Origin of the sequence: Streptomyces fodineus (assembly GCF_001735805.1) — a bacterium.
GTDB classification, from domain to species: domain Bacteria; phylum Actinomycetota; class Actinomycetes; order Streptomycetales; family Streptomycetaceae; genus Streptomyces; species Streptomyces fodineus.
This window is the reverse complement of sequence record NZ_CP017248.1, coordinates 1,618,508-1,640,369: the sequence shown is the minus strand read 5'-3', so window position 1 is coordinate 1,640,369 and position 21,862 is coordinate 1,618,508. Positions and strand designations below refer to the sequence as shown.

Annotated in this window: 14 protein-coding genes and 2 pseudogenes; 5 read left to right on the top strand and 11 right to left on the bottom strand. The window is 71.2% G+C overall.

What is annotated here, in order from left to right; all coding sequences use genetic code 11:
• The 4 genes from opcA to tkt are packed head-to-tail and all read right to left on the bottom strand — an operon-like array spanning window position 1 to window position 5,765.
• Window positions 1-927 (bottom strand): glucose-6-phosphate dehydrogenase assembly protein OpcA, encoded by a 927-nt coding sequence (gene opcA, locus BFF78_RS06900; RefSeq protein ID WP_069777468.1) that lies wholly within the window; start codon window positions 925-927, stop codon window positions 1-3.
• A complete protein-coding gene (gene zwf / locus BFF78_RS06895; protein ID WP_069777467.1) occupies window positions 924-2,516 on the bottom strand; it encodes a glucose-6-phosphate dehydrogenase in 1,593 nt (530 codons plus the stop codon). The genes opcA and zwf overlap by 4 nt, the downstream gene beginning before the upstream one ends.
• Window positions 2,513-3,658: a transaldolase gene (gene tal, locus BFF78_RS06890; protein ID WP_069777466.1), complete on the bottom strand. Its 1,146-nt coding sequence runs from the start codon at window positions 3,656-3,658 to the stop codon at window positions 2,513-2,515. The genes zwf and tal overlap by 4 nt, the downstream gene beginning before the upstream one ends.
• A gap of 31 nt (window positions 3,659-3,689) precedes the next feature.
• Window positions 3,690-5,765, bottom strand: coding sequence for a transketolase (gene tkt / locus BFF78_RS06885; RefSeq protein WP_069777465.1), 2,076 nt, complete (start codon window positions 5,763-5,765; stop codon window positions 3,690-3,692).
• Window positions 5,766-5,911: 146 nt separating this feature from the next.
• Here tkt and BFF78_RS06880 point away from each other — a divergent pair, with 146 nt between their 5' ends.
• Window positions 5,912-6,817 carry a helix-turn-helix domain-containing protein gene (locus BFF78_RS06880; protein ID WP_069777464.1) on the top strand — a complete coding sequence of 302 codons (906 nt, stop codon included), beginning with the start codon at window positions 5,912-5,914 and terminating at the stop codon, window positions 6,815-6,817.
• Between the two features lie 43 nt (window positions 6,818-6,860).
• Here BFF78_RS06880 and BFF78_RS06875 read toward each other — a convergent pair whose 3' ends face one another.
• The 4 genes and pseudogenes from BFF78_RS06875 to BFF78_RS06860 form a co-directional block, all read right to left on the bottom strand.
• The gene (locus BFF78_RS06875; protein ID WP_069777463.1) at window positions 6,861-8,261 is read right to left on the bottom strand and encodes a glycoside hydrolase family 16 protein; all 1,401 of its coding nucleotides are present in this window, start codon (window positions 8,259-8,261) and stop codon (window positions 6,861-6,863) included.
• Window positions 8,262-8,461: 200 nt separating this feature from the next.
• Window positions 8,462-8,563 (bottom strand): annotated as a pseudogene (locus tag BFF78_RS49670) (Ig-like domain-containing protein); the annotation flags it as partial.
• A 432-nt stretch (window positions 8,564-8,995) separates the two neighbouring features.
• Window positions 8,996-10,837, bottom strand: a complete 1,842-nt coding sequence (locus BFF78_RS06865) for a LamG-like jellyroll fold domain-containing protein (RefSeq protein WP_069777461.1) — start codon at window positions 10,835-10,837, stop codon at window positions 8,996-8,998.
• Between the two features lie 150 nt (window positions 10,838-10,987).
• Window positions 10,988-11,611: pseudogene (locus BFF78_RS06860) on the bottom strand (DUF4981 domain-containing protein); the annotation flags it as partial.
• Between the two features lie 107 nt (window positions 11,612-11,718).
• On the opposite strand from BFF78_RS06860, the gene BFF78_RS06855 reads away from it, so the two are divergent.
• Both BFF78_RS06855 and BFF78_RS06850 read left to right on the top strand, forming a co-directional pair.
• On the top strand, window positions 11,719-13,056 hold the full coding sequence (locus tag BFF78_RS06855; RefSeq protein ID WP_069777459.1) for a 6-phospho-beta-glucosidase: 1,338 nt from the start codon (window positions 11,719-11,721) through the stop codon (window positions 13,054-13,056).
• Between the two features lie 57 nt (window positions 13,057-13,113).
• Window positions 13,114-16,158, top strand: a complete 3,045-nt coding sequence (locus BFF78_RS06850) for an alpha-mannosidase (RefSeq protein ID WP_069777458.1) — start codon at window positions 13,114-13,116, stop codon at window positions 16,156-16,158.
• Window positions 16,159-16,422: 264 nt separating this feature from the next.
• Here the strand turns inward: BFF78_RS06850 and BFF78_RS06845 are convergent, their stop codons facing one another.
• On the bottom strand, window positions 16,423-18,108 hold the full coding sequence (locus BFF78_RS06845) for a carbohydrate binding domain-containing protein (RefSeq protein WP_069777457.1): 1,686 nt from the start codon (window positions 18,106-18,108) through the stop codon (window positions 16,423-16,425).
• A gap of 184 nt (window positions 18,109-18,292) precedes the next feature.
• Window positions 18,293-19,408, bottom strand: a complete 1,116-nt coding sequence (locus BFF78_RS06840) for an ATP-grasp domain-containing protein (RefSeq protein WP_069777456.1) — start codon at window positions 19,406-19,408, stop codon at window positions 18,293-18,295.
• A gap of 288 nt (window positions 19,409-19,696) precedes the next feature.
• On the opposite strand from BFF78_RS06840, the gene BFF78_RS06835 reads away from it, so the two are divergent.
• Complete coding sequence (locus BFF78_RS06835; protein ID WP_418346747.1) at window positions 19,697-20,623, top strand: metallophosphoesterase family protein; 927 nt, start codon at window positions 19,697-19,699, stop codon at window positions 20,621-20,623.
• Window positions 20,571-21,251, top strand: coding sequence for a 4'-phosphopantetheinyl transferase family protein (locus BFF78_RS06830; protein ID WP_069777454.1), 681 nt, complete (start codon window positions 20,571-20,573; stop codon window positions 21,249-21,251). The genes BFF78_RS06835 and BFF78_RS06830 overlap by 53 nt, the downstream gene beginning before the upstream one ends.
• A 37-nt stretch (window positions 21,252-21,288) precedes the next feature.
• On the opposite strand, the gene BFF78_RS06825 is transcribed toward BFF78_RS06830, so the two are convergent.
• Entirely contained in the window at window positions 21,289-21,516 is a 228-nt protein-coding gene (locus tag BFF78_RS06825) for a hypothetical protein (RefSeq protein ID WP_069777453.1), read from the bottom strand.
• Window positions 21,517-21,862: the final 346 nt, after the last annotated feature.

Here is a 21,862-nt window from a genome sequence, read left to right as displayed (position 1 = left end):
TCAGGCGTTCTCCTTGGCGGCCTCGCCCTTGAGGGCGATGGCGTACATCTCGTCGGCGTCGAGGCGGCGCAGTTCCTCGGCGATGAGTTCGGAGGTGGGGCGGACCTTCAGGGCCAGGGTGCGCGGGGGCTGGCCGGGCAGGGACAGCGTGGCGAGGGGGCCCTCGGGGCGGTCGATGCGGATCTCGCCGTTCTGGGTGCCCAGCCGTACGGCGGTGACGACCGGTCCGGCGGTGACCACGCGCTCCACGGACACCTTCAGGCGGGCCTCCAGCCAGCGGGCCAGCAGCTCGGCGCTGGGATTGTCCCCCTCGGCCTCGACGGCGGCCGACGTGATCCGCACGCGGGCCTGGTCCAGGGCGGCGGCCAGCATGGACCGCCACAGCGTGAGCCGGGTCCAGGCGAGGTCGGTGTCGCCGGGCGCGTAGTTGCGGGCGCGGGTCTGCAGGACCTCCATCGGCCGCTCGAACGCGTACAGGTCGGTGATCCGGCGCTGGGCGAGCGCGCCGAGCGGATCCTCCGACGGGGCGTCGGGCGCGTCCACCGGCCACCACACGACGACGGGCGCGTCCGGCAGCAGCAGCGGCAGCACGACCGAGTCGGCGTGCTCGGACACCTCGCCGTAGGTGCGCAGGACGACGGTCTCGCCGGTGCCGGCCTCGGAGCCGACCCGGACCTCGGCGTCCAGCCGGGAGTGGGTGCGGTCGCGCAGGGTGCGCACGTGCCGCTTGATGACGACCAGGGTCCGCATGGGGTGCTCGTGCGAGGCGTCCTCGGCGGCCTTGATCGAGTCGTAGGCGTTCTCCTCGTCCGTGACGATGACCATCGTCAGGACCATGCCCACGGCCGGGGTGCCGATGGCGCGGCGGCCCTGCACCAGCGCCTTGTTGATCTTGCTTGCCGTGGTGTCGGTCAGGTCGATCTTCATGGCCTGCGCCAGCTCCGTCCGTCTCGTGCGAGCATCTCGTCCGCTTCCCTCGGTCCCCAGCTGCCCGACGCGTACTGCGCCGGCCTGCCGTGCGCCGCCCAGTACTCCTCGATCGGGTCGAGGATCTTCCAGGACTCTTCCACTTCCTGGTGACGGGGGAACAAATTCGCGTCGCCCAGCAGCACGTCCAGGATGAGCCGCTCGTACGCCTCCGGGCTGGACTCGGTGAACGACTCGCCGTAGGCGAAGTCCATGGAGACGTCCCGGATCTCCATCGAGGTGCCCGGCACCTTCGAGCCGAACCGCACGGTCATGCCCTCGTCGGGCTGGACGCGGATGACGATCGCGTTCTGGCCGAGTTCCTCGGTGGCGGTGGAGTCGAAGGGGGAGTGCGGGGCCCGCTTGAAGACCACCGCGATCTCGGTGACCCGGCGGCCGAGCCGCTTGCCGGTGCGCAGGTAGAAGGGGACGCCCGCCCAGCGGCGGTTGTCGATGCCCAGCTTGACCGCGGCGAAGGTGTCGGTCTTCGACTTCGGGTCGATGCCCTCCTCCCGGAGGTAGCCGACCACCTTCTCGCCGCCCTGCCAGCCTTCCGCGTACTGGCCGCGCACGGTGTGCCTGCCGAGGTCGTCCGGCAGCCGCACCGACTTCAGCACCTTCAGCTTCTCGGTGAGCAGCGCCTCCGCGTCGAACGCGATCGGCTCCTCCATGGCGGTCAGCGCCATCAGCTGCAGCAGGTGGTTCTGGATGACGTCACGGGCGGCGCCGATGCCGTCGTAGTAGCCGGCCCGGCCGCCGATGCCGATGTCCTCCGCCATCGTGATCTGCACATGGTCGACGTACGACCGGTTCCAGATCGGCTCGTACATCTGGTTGGCGAAGCGCAGCGCCAGGATGTTCTGGACGGTCTCCTTGCCGAGGTAGTGGTCGATGCGGAACACCTGGTCCGGCTCGAACACGTCGTGCACGATTCCGTTCAGCTCGCGGGCGCTGGCCAGGTCGTGGCCGAAGGGCTTCTCGATGACCGCGCGCCGCCAGGAACCCTTCGGCGGGCTCGCCAGGCCGTGCTTCTTCAGCTGCTGCACGACCTTCGGGAAGAACTTCGGCGGCACGGAGAGGTAGAACGCGAAGTTGCCGCCGGTGCCGCGGGACGCGTCCAGCTCCTCGACGGCGTCCTTCAGCTGCTTGAACGCGGTGTCGTCGTCGAAGTCACCGGGGATGAACCGCATGCCCTCGGCCAGCTGCTGCCACACCTCCTCGCGGAACGGGGTGCGGGCGTGCTCCTTCACCGCGTCGTGCACGAGCTGCGCGAAGTCCTGGTCCTCCCACTCGCGGCGGGCGAACCCGACGAGGGAGAAGCCCGGCGGCAGCAGACCGCGGTTGGCGAGGTCGTACACCGCCGGCATCAGCTTCTTGCGGGACAGGTCACCGGTCACACCGAAGATGACCAGCCCGGACGGGCCGGCGATCCGGGGGAGCCGGCGGTCGCGGGCGTCCCGCAGCGGGTTCTCCCAGTCGGCGGCCGGGGCCACCGGGACCCGCACCGCCTCGGGTGCGGGCGCCTCGGCGGCGGGTGTGTGCTCGGTCATCGGGCGTCAACTCCCTTGCTCTTCAAGGACGTCGCCACGGCGTCCAGCAGTTCCTGCCAGGCCGCCTCGAACTTGCCGACGCCCTCGTCCTCCAGCTGCTGGACGACCTCGCCGTAGGAGATGCCGAGCCGCTCCACGGCGGCCAGGTCGGCGTGGGCCTGCGCGTAGCCGCCGGTCACCGTGTCGCCGGTGATCTCGCCGTGGTCGGCGACGGCGTCGAGGGTGACCTCCGGCATGGTGTTGACGGTGCCCGGCGCGACCAGCTCGTCCACGTACAGGGTGTCCTTGTAGGCCGGGTCCTTCACACCCGTGGACGCCCACAGCGGGCGCTGCTTGTTCGCCTTGTCCCCGGCGAGCGCCAGCCAGCGGTCGGAGGCGAAGACCTCCTCGTACGCCTCGTAGGCGAGGCGGGCGTTGGCGAGGGCCGCGCGGCCCTTGAGGGCGAGGGCCTCGTCGGTGCCGAGGGCGGTCAGCCGCTTGTCGATCTCGGTGTCCACACGGGAGACGAAGAAGGACGCCACCGAGTGGATGGCCGACAGGTCGATGCCGCGCTCGCGGGCCTTCTCCAGGCCTGCCAGGTAGGCGGCCATGACCTCGCGGTAGCGCTCCAGGGAGAAGATCAGCGTCACGTTGACGCTGATGCCGAGCCCGATGACCTCGGTGATCGCCGGCAGGCCCGCCCTGGTCGCCGGGATCTTGATCATCACGTTGGGACGGTCGACGAGCCAGGCGAGCTGCTTGGCCTCGGCGACGGTCGCCGTCGTCCGGTGGGCGAGGCGCGGGTCGACCTCGATGGAGACGCGGCCGTCCCGGCCGTTCGTGGCGTCGTACACGTCACGCAGGATGTCGGCGGCGTCGCGCACGTCGGCGGTCGTCATCATCCGTACGGCCTCGTCCACGGTCACACCGCGTACGGCGAGGTCGGTGAGCTGCTCCTCGTAGCCCTCGCCGGAACCTATGGCGGCCTGGAAGATGGACGGGTTCGTGGTGACACCGACGGCGCTTCCGCTCGCCACGAGCTCGGCGAGGCTGCCCGAGGTGATCCGCTTGCGCGACAGGTCGTCGAGCCAGATCGACACGCCCTCGTCGGCGAGGCGCTTGAGGGCTCCCGGGGTCGCGATTGCTTCGGTCACAGTGATCATCTTTCTTTCGGGAAGGTGTCGGGCGTCGGTGTCAGGCGCGCGCCGCGGCGAGGGATTCGCGGGCCGCCGCGGCGACGTTCTCGGGGGTGAAGCCGAACTCGGCGAACAGCGTCCCCGCGTCCGCGGAGGCACCGAAGTGTTCGAGGGAGACGATGCGTCCCGCGTCGCCCACGTACCGGTACCAGGTCAGACCGATCCCCGCCTCCACGGCGACCCGGGCCTTCACGGCCGGCGGCAGCACCCGCTCGCGGTACTCGCGCGACTGCTCCTCGAACCACTCCACGGACGGCATCGAGACCACGCGCGTGCCGATCCCCTCGGCCTCCAGTCGCTCGCGCGCGGCCACGGCCAGGTGCACCTCTGAGCCCGTCGCGATGATGATCACCTCCGGGACCTCGGTCGAGGACTCGCGCAGCACATAGCCGCCCTTGGCCGCGTCCTCGTTCGGCGCGTACACCGGCACGCCCTGGCGGGTGAGCGCGAGCCCGTGCGGGGCGGGGTTCACGGCGTGCCTCTTCAGGATCTCGGCCCAGGCCACCGCGGTCTCGTTGGCGTCGGCCGGGCGGACGACGTTCAGACCGGGGATCGCGCGCAGCGAGGCCAGGTGCTCGACCGGCTGGTGGGTGGGGCCGTCCTCGCCGAGACCGATGGAGTCGTGCGTCCACACGTACGTCACCGGCAGCTGCATCAGCGCCGCCATGCGGACGGCGTTGCGCATGTAGTCGGAGAAGACGAGGAACGTACCGCCGTAGATCCGGGTGTTGCCGTGCAGGGCGATGCCGTTCATCTCCGCGGCCATGGAGAACTCGCGGATGCCGAAGTGCACGGTACGGCCGTAGGGGTCGGCTTCGGGGAGGGGGTTGCCCTTCGGCAGGAAGGAGCTGGTCTTGTCGATGGTCGTGTTGTTCGACCCGGCGAGGTCGGCCGAGCCGCCCCACAGCTCGGGGAGCACCGGGCCGAGGGCCTGCAGCACCTTGCCGGAGGCGGCACGGGTCGCGACCGACTTGCCCTCCTCGAACACCGGGATCCTCTCCTCCCAGCCCTCGGGCAGCTCGCCCTTGCCGACCCGGTCGAACAGCTCGGCGCGCTCCGGCTGCGCGGTGCGCCACTCGGCGATCCGCTTGTCCCAGGCCGCGTGCGCCTCGGCACCCCGGTCCAGGGCGCGCCGGGTGTGCCTCAGGACGTCGTCCTCGACCTGGAAGGTCTGCTCCGGGTCGAAGCCGAGGACGCGCTTGGTGGCGGCGATCTCCGCCTCGCCCAGCGCGGAGCCGTGGGAGGCCTCGGTGTTCCGCGCGTTCGGGGCGGGCCAGGCGATGATCGTGCGCATCGCGATGATCGAGGGCCGCCCGGGCTCCGCCTGCGCGGCCCGCAGCGCCGTGTACAGGGCGGGGACGTCGATGTCGCCGTCGGCGGTGGGCTCGACGCGCTGGGTGTGCCAGCCGTAGGCCTCGTACCGCTTGAGGACGTCCTCGGAGAACGCGGTCGCGGTGTCGCCCTCGATGGAGATGTGGTTGTCGTCGTAGAGGAACACCAGGTTGCCGAGCTTCTGGTGGCCGGCCAGCGAGGAGGCCTCGGCGGAGACGCCCTCCTCCAGGTCGCCGTCGGAGACGATCGCCCAGATGGTGTGGTCGAACGGGGAGGTGCCCTCGGGGGCCTCCGGGTCGAACAGACCGCGCTCGTAGCGGGCCGCCATCGCCATGCCGACGGCGTTGGCCACACCCTGCCCGAGCGGACCGGTGGTGGTCTCGACGCCCGCGGTGTGCCCGTACTCGGGGTGACCCGGAGTCTTGGAGCCGTGCGTGCGGAACGCCTTCAGGTCGTCCAGCTCCACCTCGTATCCGGAGAGGAACAGCTGGGTGTACAGGGTCAGCGAGGTGTGACCGGGGGAGAGAACGAAACGATCCCGGCCCGTCCACTCGGGATCGGCGGGATCGTGACGCATCACCTTCTGAAAGATCGTGTACGCCGCAGGTGCCAGGCTCATCGCCGTACCCGGGTGCCCGTTGCCCACCTTCTGCACCGCGTCGGCCGCCAGCAGACGGGCGGTGTCCACGGCACGCCGGTCGAGGCCGGTCCACTCGAAGCCATCGGGAGTCTGCGTGGTCATCTTCAAGAAGTCCTCGTTCAGTGCGGGATGGCTGGTCTGATGCGTTCAAACTTAAAAGTCTGACTTTTTCGAGGAAAGGTCGGGGTGTGTCAGCCTGTGGTGAATCTGGGACAGTGATCGCGCGACAGGGACGGCACGAAAAGGACATGGCTGACAGAACGCCCCAAGGCGAGGGGCCACGTGCGGGTGGCGAGGGCATCAGAACCTTCCCCTTCCCGACCGAACTGGCCGTCGGCGGCGTCGGCATGCAGGTCGGCCCGATGGGAACCGAGCGCACCTGGCACGCCGACGCCCCCCTGCACCGCGTGCACCGCATCGACTTCCACGTCGTCATGCTGTTCACCGGCGGCCCCGTACGGCACATGATCGACTTCGCCGAGTACGAGGCCGGCGCCGGCGACCTGCTGTGGATCCGCCCCGGACAGGTCCACCGCTTCTCCCCCGAGAGCGTGTACCGCGGAACCGTCCTGACCATGCAGCCCGGCTTCCTCCCGCGTGCCACCGTCGAGGCCACCGGCCTGTACCGCTACGACCTCCCGCCCCTGCTGCACCCAGACCCGGCCCAGCTCACGGCCCTCCAGGCCGCCCTCGACCAGCTGCGGCGCGAGTACGAGGACACCGCCACGCTCCCGCTCAGCCTGCACACCGCCGTCCTCAGGCACGCCCTCGCCGCGTTCCTGCTGCGCCTCGCACACCTCGCGGCGAGCACCGCACAGGGCGGCCGGCAGCAGACGGACAGTACGTTCACCCGCTTCCGGGACGCCGTCGAGCACGGCTTCGCCACCAACCACAGCGTCAGTGCCTACGCCGACGCCCTCGGCTACTCCCGCCGTACCCTCGTCCGGGCCGTGCGCGCCGCCACCGGCGAGACCCCCAAGGGCTTCATCGACAAACGCGTCGTCCTGGAGGCCAAGCGCCTCCTCGCCCACACGGACATGCCGATCGGCCGCGTCGGGGCGGCGGTGGGCTTCCCCGACGCGGCGAACTTCACCAAGTTCTTCCATCTGCACACCGGGCAGACGCCGGTGGCGTTCCGGGCGGAACTGCGCTGAGGGGTTCACCCGTATCTGAAGGTCAACCCCTGGCGCCCGGTGATCAGTGGCCGAAGTCGAACCAGTTGACGTTCACGAAGTCGGACGGCTGGCCGCTGGTGAAGGTCAGATAGACGTCGTGGGTGCCGGTCACGGAGCCGATGTTGGCCGGAATGGTCCTCCAGGACTGCCAGCCCCCGGTGTTGCCGACGGCGAAGCTGCCGATGGGGGCGTTGCTCCGGCTGTCCAGGCGCACCTCGACCAGTCCGCTGACACCGCCGGCCGCGCCGCTCGCCACCCGGGCGTAGAACTGCGTGGCCGGTGTCGAACCGAAGTTCACGCCCTTGTACAGCGCCCAGTCGCCGTTCGCGATCCAGCCGATGTCCTGGCCGCCGCCCGTGTCGCTCGTGGTCTCGGTGCTGATGCCGGATTGACCGTCGTAGGACTCGGCCTGGACGGCGCTGTAGGCGTCGCGGTTGCCGGGCGGCGGGGGAGTGGTGCCGCCGCCGCTGCCGGCGGACTGCAGAACCTGCACGTAGTCGACGACCATCGGGTGGCCCGGCTCCGTGGCGCCGGTCGGACCGCCGCCGAAGGCACCGGGGAAGCCGCCGCCCATGGCCACGTTCAGGATGACGAAGAAGCCGTGGTTCGTGGCGTTGGTCCAGGTGGTCGCGTCCACCTGGTTCGCCGTGACCGTCTGGTAGTTGAGGCCGTCGACGTAGAAGCGGATCGCCTCCGGGCTCACCGAGCGGTCCCACTCCATCGTGTAGGTGTGGAAGCCCGACTGGCAGGTGCTGCCCGGGCACGCCGTGGAGTTGCCGAGTCCGGTCGTCTCGTTGCACGGCCCGCCCGGGTTGGTGCCGCAGTGCATGGTGGCCCACGTCTTGTTCAGGCCCTGGACGTTCTCCATGACGTCCAGCTCACCGACGCTCGGCCAGTTCTGGTAGTTGCCGCGGTACGGCGCGCCCAGCATCCAGAACGCGGGCCAGTAGCCGGCGGCCGCGTCCCCGGTCACATCGGGCATCTGGATACGGGCCGCCACGCGCAGCTTGCCGCCGGCCGGGGGCTGGAAGTCGGTGCGGGTGGTCTCGATGCGCCCGGAGGTCCAGGTGCCGGAGGCGTCGCGGCGCGGGGTGATGAGCAGGTCGCCGTTGCCGTCCAGTGCGACGTTGTTCGTGCCGGAGGTCATCGACTCGACCTCGCCGGTGCCCCAGTTCGCGGCACCGCCCGGGTACGAAGTCCCGGTGTCGTACTGCCAGTTGGACGTGTCGACACCGGAGCCCGCAGCGCCGTTGAAGTCGTCCAGGAAGACCTGGGTCCAGCCCGAGGGAGGGGTGGGGGCGGTGGCGCTGGCGGGTGCGGTGGCGGCCGTGGCGACCGCCACCGCCAGGCCGAGTGTGGCGACGGCGGCGAGGAGCGCGCGCCGCAGGGGGCGGGGTCTGGGTATGCCGGAGGTATCGCTCATGGGAGGCCTCTCGGTGGGTACGGGGAGTGTGCGGGGCACGGTGAGAGCGCTCCCACGCTGGGCCTGAGAGCGCTCTCAAGGTGCCGCCAATGTGCTCCCCGCCCGTGCGGTCGTCAAGATGTGAAACAAAGAAAGTCGTTGATCCGCAGGGGAGTTCAGGGGGTGAAGCCGCCCTTACCGGCTCAGACCGCGCTGCCCGCCCTCCAGTCGGCCCAGGTGTGCCCGGCCACCTCCACGGCCGGGCCCGCCGTCACCGTGATCGCCTTCTGCACCGCGGCCCGGTCGGTGACCGGGTGCGTGTACCGTCCGCGGGCGCGACGGTGATCGTCGCCGGCTTCGCCCCGGCCGTCCGCGCGGACGCCGTCGCCCCCTCGCCGCCGTTGGCGGTGGACGCGTCCGCCGAGGAACCGCACCCTGCCTGGGCCGCCGCGGCTGCCGTCCCGCAGGAACGGATCTCCGGCGAGCGTCGTCGAGGCGGCCTTCCGCCACTACCGGTCCCAGGACCGCGAGGCGGCCCTCCCGCTGTACGCCGACGACTTCACCTTCACCAGCCCGCGGGACGACCACATCGACAAGGCCGCGTTCTTCGAGAGGTGCAGGTGTTCTTCGGCGGACAGGTGTGAACGGCACTCCACCTGCCCAGCCGTACGTCGTGGCCCGGATCGTAACCGACGCCGTCGGCCCAGGCGGGCTGCTGCCGATCGGTCTCGTCGGTCTCGGATCCTCCGGCGTGGTCAGTGCGTCATGAAGGAGGTGACGGGCAGCGGCCGGGAGACGATCCGGACGTCGCCGAGGCGTCCGTGCAGGATCTGGTCGATCTTGTCGGCGTACTCGTAGCCGCCGAGCAGCCAGGGGCGCCCGGACGAGGCGATGCCGATCGCGGGTGCGTGCGGGTTGCGCGCCACGGGGCAGCCCTGGACGTACATGATCGTGTGCCGGCCGTCGTTGACCACGGCCAGGTGCCACCAGGTCTCGCGGGCGGTCTCGTCGCCCCAGTTGGTGGCGAGCTGCTGCTGGTTGAGCGGGTGCACCGCCCACTGCGGGCCAGGGCCGTCGGAGAGGGACAGCGTGGCCAGCGGTTCGTCCGGGTCGTCCGTGACCGTGCCCACGGAGCCGTTGCGGCCGGTGCGGCTCACGAGGCCGGACCAGGCGTGGTGCGAGGCGTCCCAGTCGGCGGGCAGCCAGTAGAACGCCTCGATGGTGTAACCGTGCTCGAAGGTGGCCGAGTTGAGCGGGGCGCCGTCGACCGTCCGCAGATACGCGCCCTTCAGCGGCGACTTGTAGCCCTGGAACTCCAGGCTGCCGTGACCCGGCTGGTCGGGGTGGTGGTCAGCCGACCAGCCGAGCGTGCCGCCGCCCACCGAGACCACGGTGAGGTCGTTGCCACGGCCGGAGAGGTCGCGGACGGTGCCGGAGACGGGCGACTCGAAACGCCAGTAGGCGACCGTGCCCGGTACCAGCATCTTCGACGCGGGCCGCGCCGGGCGGGCCGGCACCGGATCGAAGCCGGAGAAACGGGCGGCGAAGTCGATCTCGACCGAGAAACGGTCCGCGTCGCCGCTGAGCTCGATCTCCTGCCGCTCCAGCTCGTTGAGGCCCTTCTTGGCCCGGCCGAGGATCCACGGCGAGACCGTCTCCACGTCGATGACGTTCCGGTCCAGGTCGAAGTGGTAGAGGCGGATCATCGCCGCCCCGCCGAAGTAGCGGTTCTGGTAGTTCGTGAGGTGCAGGTGCACCTCGTTGCCCGCGGCGTTCTTGCGGGTCGCGCGGCCGGCGGGCCAGTAGTGGCCGTTCAGGGTCAGGAAGATCTGGTCGTGGTCCTCGATCAGCTGGTCCCACAGCTGCTGCCCGTAGGCCGACAACTGCTCATCGCCGACGACCAGTTCGTGCGTGGTGAGCACGACCGGCATCCTCGGGTGCCGGGCGAGCACGTCCTTCGCCCAGGTGTACCCCTGTTCCGACAGCCGCCAGTCCAGTGTGAGCACCATCCACTCACGGCCGCCGGCCTTGAACAGGTGATAGGTGTTGTAGCCGTCCGGAGAGGCGCCCCCGAACGTCGGCTTGTCCCCAAAGCGCCGCGGCCCGAAGGCGTCCAGGTACGGCGTCGAGCCGCGCTGGTCGTCCGTGGACGACCTGATGTCGTGGTTGCCGGCCAGCACGCTGTAGCCGACGCCCCGGCGGTCCAGGATCCCGAACGCCTCGCCGATCGCGGCGAACTCGTCCTCGGCGCCGTTCTGGGTGAGGTCGCCGAGGTGGGTCAGGAAGACGATGTTGTCGTCCTCGCCGTGCTCCAGGAGATAGCGTAGCGAGGCTTCCAGCGGCGCCGGGTAGATGCTCGGGCCGTCGAACAGGTACTGGGTGTCGGGCATCACCGCGAGCGTGAACCGGCGGCTGTCCGCGTCCGGCCGCCGGCCGCCCCGCTCGGCCGCCTCGGCGACGCCCGGAACGGCCAGGGCCGGTACGGCGACCCCGGCCGTGGCCGCGGCACCGAGCAGCGCGGTGGCCCTGAGGAAACTCCGTCGTCCGGCACCGGCCTGCACGGCCTCGCCCTGGCTGTGGTCATGCGACGTACACACGTGTGCTCCGTGAGGGTGAGAGGTTTCGAGGGGGAGTCGTGCGGGGGCTGGGGAGCCAGGGGGCTATGGAAGGAAGGGCTCGTGGTGCGCCCGCGCGGCCCTCCGTACGAGGGCGTCGAGCCGCGGTTCGACGTCGGCGGGCGTCCGGGCCGGGGTGAGCACCGGCGCCGCCGCCCGCAGGCGGATCCGCGGTGCGCACACCTCGGTACCGCGCGGCACCGACGGCTCGTCCCCGGCCGTCACCACCCGCAGCGTCAGCCACGCCTCACCGCCGTCCACCGGCAGGGTGAAGGGCAGCGGTACGGCCGCCGTCTCGCCGGGCCGCAGATCGGGCAGCTCGGCCGGAGCGGTCAGGGCGGGGCCGTCGGCGGGCGCCAGCTCCCAGGCCGCCGCCAGCCCGGCAAGGCCCGGGAAACGCCGGTGGTTGGCGACGACGATCCCCTCGTGCCGGTAGCACCGGATCCGGACCGGTGCCTCGATCTCCCGACGGTGGTACGGGTCCGGCTGCGGAATGCGATCGATGCGACGGGGAAAGACCACCACTTCGGCCCCTCCGGCCTCGTCCGCCCCGTCCGTGGTGCATGGGCTGTCGTGGTCACCGCCGTACGGCCGACGTCGGCCGGGTGCGGTGACGCCGTTGTCGCACAGCCCGGCACCCGCGCGCCCGGCCCGTCTCCCGTCGCTCACGCGCCGCAGGATTGCGTGGTCCCAGAACTCCCGGATGAAGCCGCCCTGAAGGCCCGGCGTGGACTGGGTGGCCGCCCAGTGGTCCGCGCGCTCGGAAATGATGGGATGCCGGTGGACCCGGCCACCGCCCGGTCCTCCCTCCAGGGGGCCGGGGCCGAGGTGGCCGTGGCGGGAGTTCGGGGAAGGGTGCAGACGTGAAGCTGACGATTCTGGGCGGCGGCGGGTTCCGGGTGCCGCTCGTCTACGGGGCACTGCTGGCCGACCGCGCCGAAGGGCGGGTCACCGAGGTCGTCCTGCATGACCTGGACGAGCGTCGACTGTATGCAGTACGCCGTGTACTGGATGAACAGGCGACCGGCATCCCCGACGCGCCCCGGGTGACCGCCACCACCGACCTCGACGCGGCGCTCGCCGCCGCCGACTTCGTCTTCTCCGCGATCCGCGTCGGCGGCCTTCAGGGCCGGGCGAACGACGAGCGGGTGGCGCTCGCCGAGGGCGTGCTCGGCCAGGAGACCGTCGGCGCGGGCGGCATCGCCTACGGCCTGCGCACCGTCCCCGTCGCCGTCGACATCGCCCGGCGAGTGGCGCGTCTCGCCCCCGACGCCTGGGTCATCAACTTCACCAACCCGGCCGGCCTGGTCACCGAGGCCATGTCCCGGCACCTCGGCGACCGCGTCATCGGCATCTGCGACTCACCCGTAGGGCTCGGCCGCCGTATCGCCCGCGTCCTCGGCGCCGACCCGAAGGAGGCCTTCATCGACTACGTCGGCCTCAACCACCTCGGCTGGGTGCGCGGCCTGCGCATCGCCGGGCGGGACGAACTCCCGCGTCTGCTCGCCGACCCCGCCCTGCTCGGCTCCTTCGAGGAGGGAAAGCTGTTCGGCGTCGACTGGCTGCGGTCGCTCGGCGCGATCCCCAACGAATACCTGCACTACTACTACTTCAACCGCGAAGCCGTACGCGCCTACCAGGAGGCCGAGCAGACCCGGGGTGCGTTCCTGCGCGACCAGCAGGCCCGGTTCTACGTGGAGGCGCTGCGCGCGGACCGGTCCGCCCTGGACGTGTGGGACCGCACGCGCGCCGAGCGCGAGGCCACCTACATGGCCGAGAACCGGGAGAGCGCGGGTGCGGGCGAGCGCGAGGCCGACGATCTGTCCGGCGGTTACGAGAAGGTCGCGCTCGCGCTGATGCGGGCCATCGCCCGGGACGAGCGGACCACGCTGATCCTCAACGTGCGCAACATGAACACGCTGTCGGCGCTCGACGCCGACGCGGTGATCGAGGTCCCCTGCCTGGTCGACGCGAACGGCGCCCACCCCGTCGCCGTCGCCCCGCTGCCCCCTCACGCCACCGGGCTGGTCTGCTCGGTCAAGGCCGTGGAGCGGGAGGTGCTGGCCGCCGCCGAGTCCGGATCCCGGCAGACGGCCGTGAAGGCCTTCGCGCTGCATCCGCTGGTCGACTCGGTCAACGTGGCCCGCAGACTGGTCGAGGGCTACACCGCGGTCCATCCTGGCCTGGCGTACCTCACCTAGCCGCTTCCTGGAGCAAGCGCTTCCCCCTCGCCTCCCCAGCTGCCTCTGGAGACCGTCATGCACGACGAACGCCGCCGGATCGAGGACCGCGTCGAACGCCTCCACCACCAGCGCATCAGGCCCGCGATCCACGCGGCCGCCGTCCCCCTCGACGTGGCGGCCTGGCAGGCCCCCGGGGAACCGGTTCCCTTCGAGGAGGCGGCGGCCGCCCCGTACACGCCGTTCGCGGTGGGCACCCCGTGGGGGCCGCCCTGGGGGACGACCTGGTTCCGGATGCGCGGCCGGGTGCCCGCCGAGTGGGCCGGCCTGCGGGTGGAGTCGGTCATCGACCTGGGCTTCGTCAGCGACTGGCCCGGCAACCAGGCCGAGGCACTGGTCCACCGCACCGACGGCACTCCGCTGAAGGCGGTCAACCCGCTCAGCCAGTACGTGCCGGTCGCCCACCCGGCGGCCGGCGGTGAGACGGTCGAGTATCTGGTGGAGGCCGCCTCCAACCCCGACGTCCTCGGGAACGGCTTCGCCCGCCCGACCCCGCTCGGCGATGTACGGACGGCAGGCGACCGTCCACTGTATGCATTCCGCCGCGCCGACCTCGCCGTCCTCGACGAACAGGTCTGGCACCTCGACCTCGACCTCCAGGTGCTGCGCGAACTGATGCTGGAACTCGGCGAGCACGAGCCGCGCCGGCACGAGATCATGCACGCCCTCGACCGGGCCATGGACCTGCTCGACCTGGACGACATCTCCGGCTCGGCACCCGCCGTACGCGACGCCCTGCGCCCGGCGCTGGCCAAGCCCGCCCACGCCAGCGCGCACATCGTCTCCGGCGTCGGCCACGCGCACATCGACACCGCGTGGCTGTGGCCGATCCGCGAGACCAAGCGCAAGGCATCCCGGACGTTCTCCAACGTCACCGCGCTCGCCGACGAGTACGAGGAGTTCGTCTTCGCCTGCTCCCAGGCCCAGCAGTACGCATGGGTGCGCGACGCCTGCCCGCAGGTGTGGGAGCGGATCAAGAAGTCCGTGGCGAAGGGCCAGTGGGCGCCGGTCGGCGGCATGTGGGTGGAGGCCGACGGCAACCTGCCCGGTGGTGAGGCCCTGGCCCGCCAACTGGTCCACGGCAAACGGTTCTTCATGGACCACTTCGGCATCGAGACCAAGGGCGTGTGGCTGCCGGACTCCTTCGGCTACACCGCGGCCTACCCGCAGCTGGCCAGGCTCGCCGGCAACGAGTGGTTCCTCACCCAGAAGATCTCCTGGAACCAGACCAACACCTTCCCCCACCACACCTTCTGGTGGGAGGGCATCGACGGCACCCGCATCTTCACCCACTTCCCGCCCATCGACACCTACAACGCCTGCTTCAGCGGCGCCGAGATGGCCCGGGCGGTCCGCAACTACGCCGAGAAGGGCGGTGCCACCCGCTCCCTCGCCCCCTTCGGCTGGGGCGACGGCGGAGGCGGCCCCACCCGCGAGATCATGGAACGCGCCCGCCGCCTGAAGAACCTGGAGGGCTCCGCGAAGGTCGAGATCGAACACCCCGACGCATTCTTCGCCAAGGCCCGCGAGGAGTACCCGGACGCCCCGGTCTGGGCGGGCGAGCTGTACCTGGAGCTGCACCGGGCCACCTACACCACCCAGGCCCGCACCAAGCAGGGCAACCGGCGCTCCGAACACCTGCTGCGCGAGGCCGAGTTGTGGGCCACCACGGCCGCCCTGCACGAGCCCGGCTACGCCTACCCGTACGAGAAGCTGGACCGCCTGTGGAAGACGGTGCTGCTGCACCAGTTCCACGACATCCTGCCCGGCTCCTCCATCGCCTGGGTGCACCGCGAGGCCGAGGCCGAGTACGCCCGCGTGGCGGGGGAGCTGCAGGCGCTCACGGGCGAGGCGATCGCCGCGCTCGGCACCGGCGGGCCCCGCGTGTTCAACACCAGCCCCCACGAGCGCGCCGAGGTGGTCCGTACGGCCGAGGGCGCACCGGTGTACGTGACGGTGCCCGCGAACGGCTCCGCGCCCCTCACACCGGCCGACCCCCCGCACCCGGTGACGGCCGACGGCCGCACCCTGGACAACGGGATCGTCCGTGTACAGGTGACAGAAGACGGAACACTGTCGTCTGTATACGATCTACGGGCGGGCCGCGAAGTCCTCGCAGGCCAGGGCAACCTGCTCCGCCTCCACACGGACCTGCCCAACTGCTGGGACGCCTGGGACATCGACAAGCACTACCGCAACCGCTACACCGACCTGCTGGAGCCCGACTCGGTCACCGTGGCCGAGGAGGACCCCCTCGTGGGCGCGATCCGGGTGACCCGCTCCTTCGGCAGGGGATCCCGCATCACCCAGACCATCACCGTCCGCGCCGGCAGCGCCCGCATCGACTTCGAGACGGACATCGACTGGCACGAGACGGAGAAGATCCTCAAGGCGGGCTTCCCCGTCGACCTGCGCGCCCCGCACTCCAGCGCCGAGATCCAGTTCGGTCACGTCCAGCGGCCCACCCACACCAACACCAGCTGGGAGGCCGCCCGTTTCGAGGTGGCCGGGCACCGCTGGGTGCACATCGCCGAAGCCGGTTACGGCGTCGCCGTCATCAACGATTCCACCTACGGCCACGACGTCTCCCGCACGGTGCGCGAGGACGGGGGCACGACCACCACGGTCCGCCTCAGCCTGGTCCGCGCCCCGCGCGTTCCCGACCCCGAGGCCGACCAGGGCAGGCACCGCTTCACCTACGCCCTCCTGCCCGGTGCGGGCATCGAGGACGCGATCGCCGAGGGCTACGCCCTCAACCTCCCGCTGCGGGTGGCCGATTCGGCGGGCGAGCCCGAGCCGGTCGTCTCCGTCGAGGGTGAGGGCGTGACGGTGGAAGCGGTCAAGCTCGCCGACGACGGCTCCGGGGACGTGGTGGTCCGGCTGTACGAGTCCCGGGGCGGCCGGGCCACCGGCGTGCTGCGCACCGGGTTCCCGCTGGCCGGCGCCGAGGTCACCGATCTGCTGGAGCGACCCCTGGGCGAAGCGGAGGCCGACGCCGACGGCTCGCTCCCGGTCACCCTGCGGCCCTTCCAGATCCTGACCCTTCGGCTGCGGCGGGCCTAGGCGGACACGGGCCAGGAGCACGGGACCTTCCGGCCTCGGCACGGCGACCGGGTTCAGCAAGATCGGAGCGGGCCGCATCCGGCCGGGCCGGCCGGTCGCCCCCCGTGACCGCGACCGACCGACCCGTTCCCCCGCGGAATCCCCCGTCCCCCCGGCCGGGTTCTCCGTCCCCGTCATGGAGAGCCGCGGGGCCGCGCTCTGATACACCCCTCACGAAAAAAAATGTCCCCCGGTCCTGGAACCGGGGGACAAGGAGAGGTGCGCTCAGCCGGTGAACCCGGCCGTGATCGAGGTGAACTGCCAGGTGTTCTGGCTGATGCCGGAGCAGTTGCTCACCACACCGCCGCCCGCGCAGGGCCGGTCACGGTTGACCGACCAGAACGCGAGCCGCGCGATGTGATGGGAGTTCGCCCAGTCGCGGACCTGGTTCCAGATCGCCGGCGTGGTCGTCTCCTGCTGGTCGGACAGGCCGTTCATGCCCGAGATGCCGATGTGGGCGTAAGCGGTCGCGTCGTCCCAGCCGAACGTCGCCTTCAGCTTGCTCTTCAGGCCCTCGGCGGCGTTCACCGTGTTGCCGTACATGTCCGAGCCGCCGCCGAAGTCGAACGGCATGATGGTGAACACGTCGATGTCCGCGCCGAGCGACTGCGCCTGCTCGATCAGCCGGTTGCCGTAGTACGTCGGCCCGGTGGTCGAGGTGCCGAAGGTGACGATGGTCTTCAGGCCGGGGTTGTTGGCCTTGACCGTCTTCAGCGCGGTCAGGATCTTCGCCTGTACGGCCTCGTTCTCGAACTCGTCCGTGTTCTCGATGTCCATGTCGACGGCCTTCAGGCCGTAGGCGTCGATCACCTTCTGGATGGCCCCGGCGAGCGCCGCCGCCGAGGAGCAGTTGGCGCCGAGCTTGCTGCCCTGCCAGCCACCGAAGGACGGGACGATGTCACCGCCCGCCGACCGTACGGCGTTGATCGCGCTCTGATCGGCGCCACCGGTCAGCGGCCGGCTGCCGTCCCAGGCCGGCGTGCAGCCGCCGGAGTCCAGCACGAACGCCATCGTGAACCACTTGATCCCGGTCGCGCTCATCACCGTCGCCGGACTCGGCGGATCGCCCCAGCCCTCGTACAGATACGGCGCGGCCTGCTTGAACCCGGTGCCGCCGCCGCTGCCCGCGTTCGTGGTGACGGAGACGGCGTTGGAGGCGGCCGAGACGTTCCCGGCCGCGTCGTGCGCCTTGACCGTGAAGGTGTACGACGTGCTGGGTGACAGCCCGCCGACCGTGGCGGACGTGCCGGAGACGGTCAGCACCTGGCTGGCGCCGCTGTAGATGTCGTAACCGGTGACGCCCACGTTGTCCGTGGCGGCGTTCCACGACAGCGAAACGCTGGACGAGGTCTTGCCGGTGGAGGTCAGACCCGTCGGCGCGGTCGGCGCCTGTGTGTCCCCGCCGCCCCCGCCGCCCGGGCCGTCCAGGCCGATGTCGTCGGCCCAGTAGGTGCCCTGGGCGTACCAGCCGTGGACATAGATGGTGGCGCTGGTCTGCGAGGCACCGGTGGTGAACGGGACACTGAGCCGGCTGTACGCCGTCGGCGAGGTCGTCCAGGTCGAGGCGCCGCCGTTCACGCCCAGGTACACATAACTGCCGCGTACCCAGCCGCTGAGGGCGTACGTCGTGTTCGGCTGCACGGCGACCGTCTGGGTGCACTGCGCGTCGTCGCTGTCGGTCACCGCGCCCTGCAGCGCCTTGCTGCCGCTGTGCACGGGGGAGGAGACGACCGAGCCGAGATTGCCGGTGCAGGTCCAGGGGGAGAGGCCGCCGGATTCGAAGCCGGGGTTGGAGAGGAGGTTGGCTGCCTGAGCGGCGCCCGGGAGGGCGATGACCCCGCCGACCGCGAGGGCGACGGAGCCGAGGAGAGCGAGAAGCCGACGTCTGTGACGTCCTAGTGGATTGCGCACGCGATCTCCCTGTGGGGATGGGGTGTTCGGGAGTGCACGGCTGTGCGGAGGTGCGCCAATGAATTTGGTATGGACCAATCTGCCTGTCAAGGACGGACGCAGAATTGGTCCATACCGGCGAGGCGAACCAAGGGGCGCGGGAACTGCGCGACAAGCCACAACCGACCCGAACCCGGCGTACGACCTAAAGCGGCAGGACCTCAGCCGCCGAAGCCGCCTGCAAAGGCAGCGCCGGAAGGGCCATCTCCGCCTCCCTCTGCCGCGGAAGCGCCGCAGGCACGGGCAGTAGCGATCGCGCCCCCGCCACCACCGTGTAGTCCTGCCCCAGGAACGGCGGCTCGATCACGCCGGGATCCTCGCCCAGCGCCAACCGCACGGCAGCCCAGGGCACGTTCACCCCGCACAGCGACAGCTGGTGCAGGCCCCCGGAGGGCCGCGTGTTGACATCGAGCAGCACCGGGTGGTCGCCGAGCATCCGAAACTGAATGTTGGACAGATGGTGCAGCCCGAACCCCTCGGCGATCAGCCGGGCCGGCTCCAGCCACCGCTCCTCCACGGTGAAGCCCCGCCGGCGGCCGTTCTTGGTGCGGCCCACCGCGAGCCGCAGCCGGTTGTCCGGCCCGGTCAGGCAGTCGACGGACACCTCGGGCTGCTCCAGGCGCGGCATCACCAGCCAGTCCACCGGCTCCCCGGCCCGCCGCAGCGCCTGGACGACCAGGTCCAGCTGGACGTACGGGCTCGGGAACCCCGTGAGGCCGGCCAGCGAGAACGGGCTGCGGGTGATCACCCGGAAGCCGACCCCGCCGGCACCGGCGGCCGGCTTGAAGCATGCCGTGTGCCCGGCTTCCTCCAACTCCTCGACAGCGGCAAGGAGTTCGTCCGCCGTACGCACGCGCCACCACGGCGGCACCGGGACCCCGACCGAGCGGACCGCCTCGTACGCGGTCGCCTTGTCCTCGAACACCGCCACCGCCTCGGGCGTCGGCGCCAGCAGCGCCGTACCGGCCGCCGCGAACTCCGCGCGGTGCCGCACGATCGCCGCCTGGTGCAGCCGGGGCACGAACACGTCGATGCCGCGCCGGACGCACTGGTCGAGGGCGTACTCGACGTACGCGGCCGGGGACAGCCCCTCCGGCTCCAGGTCGGCGGTGTCGGCGGCGGCCAGCACGGGGGAGTCGGGGTCCCCGTGCGTGGCATGGATCTCCACCGCGCGATCGCTGGGATTTCTGCGCAGCTGATCCATGAAGAACACGTTCTCCGCGTACGTGCGGTTGAGCCAGACGCGTACGCGAGAGGGCATGCAGGCCGCCTTTCAGGGTTTTCGGGCAGGGCTCAGCGGCCCGTGCCCGGGCAGGAGGGAGGAAGGGACACCAAACGACCCCTGTGAAAGGGAGGGTGGGGTGTTGGTGTCGGGGCGATCATACGGCTTTCAAGAGCCCCTGAGTGCAACGCGGATGTTACGGATTCCGGGCGGCTGTCCAGACGCGTTCTGAACCCTTCGGCCGTCTGCGACCGGCCGGAATGTGACGCACCGCCAGACGGCCCTTGTCCGCTGTCCGGGAATGTGTTCTTGTGGTCCCGGAAGATGATGATCGGAAGGGGTGCAGGGGTGGAGTCGGAGGCCGACGCCGGGCAGCTGCTGGCCATCAGCGACCTGCACATCACCTACCCGGAGAACCGCGCCCTGGTCGAGGACATGCGGCCCACGAGCGACGAGGACTGGCTGATCGTGGCCGGCGACATCGCCGAGACGGTCGCCGACATCCGCTGGACGCTCGAGAAACTGGCAGGCCGCTTCCGCAAGGTGCTGTGGGCCCCCGGCAACCACGAGCTGTGGACCCACCCGAAGGATCCCGTCACCCTGCGCGGCGTCGCCCGCTACGAGCACCTGGTCGGGCTGTGCCGCGAACTGGGCGTCGTCACACCCGAGGACCCCTACCCGGTATGGCGCGGCCCCGGCGGCCCGGTCGTCGTCGCCCCGCTGTTCCTGCTGTACGACTACTCGTTCCTGCCGCCCGGCTGCGCCACCAAGGCCGAGGGCCTGGCCTACGCGCAGAGCACCGGCGTCGTCTGCAACGACGAGTATCTGCTGCACCCCGATCCCTATCCGAGCCGTGACGCCTGGTGCCGGGCACGGGTCGCCGAGACCGAGCGCAGGCTGGCCGAGCTGCCCCCGGACCTGCCGGTCGTACCGGTCAACCATTATCCACTGCACCGGCATCCCACCGAGGTGCTGTGGTATCCCGAGTTCGCCATGTGGTGCGGCACCACCCTGACCGCCGACTGGCACCGCCGGTTCCCCGTCGCCGCGATGGTCTACGGCCATCTGCACATCCCCCGCACCACCTGGCACGACGGAGTCCGCTTCGAAGAGGTCTCCGTAGGCTATCCCCGTGAATGGCGCAAGCGACCGGGACCGCCGGGACGGCTGCGCCGCATCCTGCCAATGGAGGTCGAAACCGGTGATCGAGGAGCTGCTCCCGGAGTCGGTCGTGGCCGTGGAAGCACACGGTGACGACCCGCTGTGGGACGCCCCGCTCTACCCCGGGGAGGCGGCGATCGTCGAGCGTGCGGTGGACAAGCGTCGCCGCGAGTTCGCCGCCGTACGCGGCTGCGCCCGGCGCGCCATGGAGAAGCTCGGCGTGCCCGCGCAGTCCATCCTCAGCGGCGAGCGGGGCGCACCGCGCTGGCCGGCCGGCCTGATCGGCAGCATGACCCATTGCGACGGCTACTGCGCCGCCGCCCTGACCCGCGCCGCCGAACTGGCTTCCCTCGGCATCGACGCCGAACCGCACGGCCCGCTCCCGGAGGGCGTCGGCCCCACCGTCTTCCTGCCCGCCGAGGCCGAACGGCTCGACCGGCTCGCCGGGCAGCGGCCCGCCGTGCACTGGGACCGGATCCTGTTCAGCGCCAAGGAATCCGTCTACAAGGCGTGGTTCCCGCTGACCCGCACCTGGCTGGACTTCTCCGAGGCCGACATCACCCTCCACCCGGGCCCAGGCGAGGAGCAGTACGGCACCCTGCGCGCCGAACTCCTCGTCCCCGGGCCCCGGGTCGGCGACCGCCGGCTCCAGGTCTTCGACGGCCGGTGGGCCGTACGCGACGGTGTGGCCGCCACCGCCGTGGTCGTCCCGCATTCCTGAAGGCCCCGGCCGTGCCGGCTCGCGGCGCCCGGACCGCTCAGGCCGACGGGCACCAGTCGCGCAGCAGCCGGAAGAACTCCGCCTCGTTGCCCGCGAGACCCGCGCGGGCCAGGGCCTGCTCCGCCTCGGCCAGCACGGTGGGCGGCACCACGGCGGGCCGGCCGCCGTCGGGTGGCCCGTCGAAGGCGGCGCGCACCGTGTGCAGCAGCCGAAGGTAGGCCTGGACGGCGGTGCGCTCACGGTCGGTCAGTACAGCGGTGGGCATCGGTCGGCTCTCCCCGAGTAGGCGTCACGGTCACGCGCCCTGCGGCGCACCCTCCAGCTTGCCGCCCACCACTGACAACGCCGTTCGGCTCCACCCCGGTTCGCCCGCTCAGCGCAGGCCGAAACCTTCCGCTGAGGCCCGTAGGAGTGGCCGACGCGCCGTCGGCGACACGCCCCCACGCCGTGCAGGGGCGCGCGGAGCTGTGTGAGCAACCGAGGGCGATGGGCAGCCGGCTCACGACACCAGGCCCTGCGGCGCGCACGCGCTCAGGTCAGCTCTGCGGCGCGCGCGCCCTGCGCCAGCCCTGCGGCGCGCACGCCCTCTGGCAGCCCTGCGGCGCGCATAC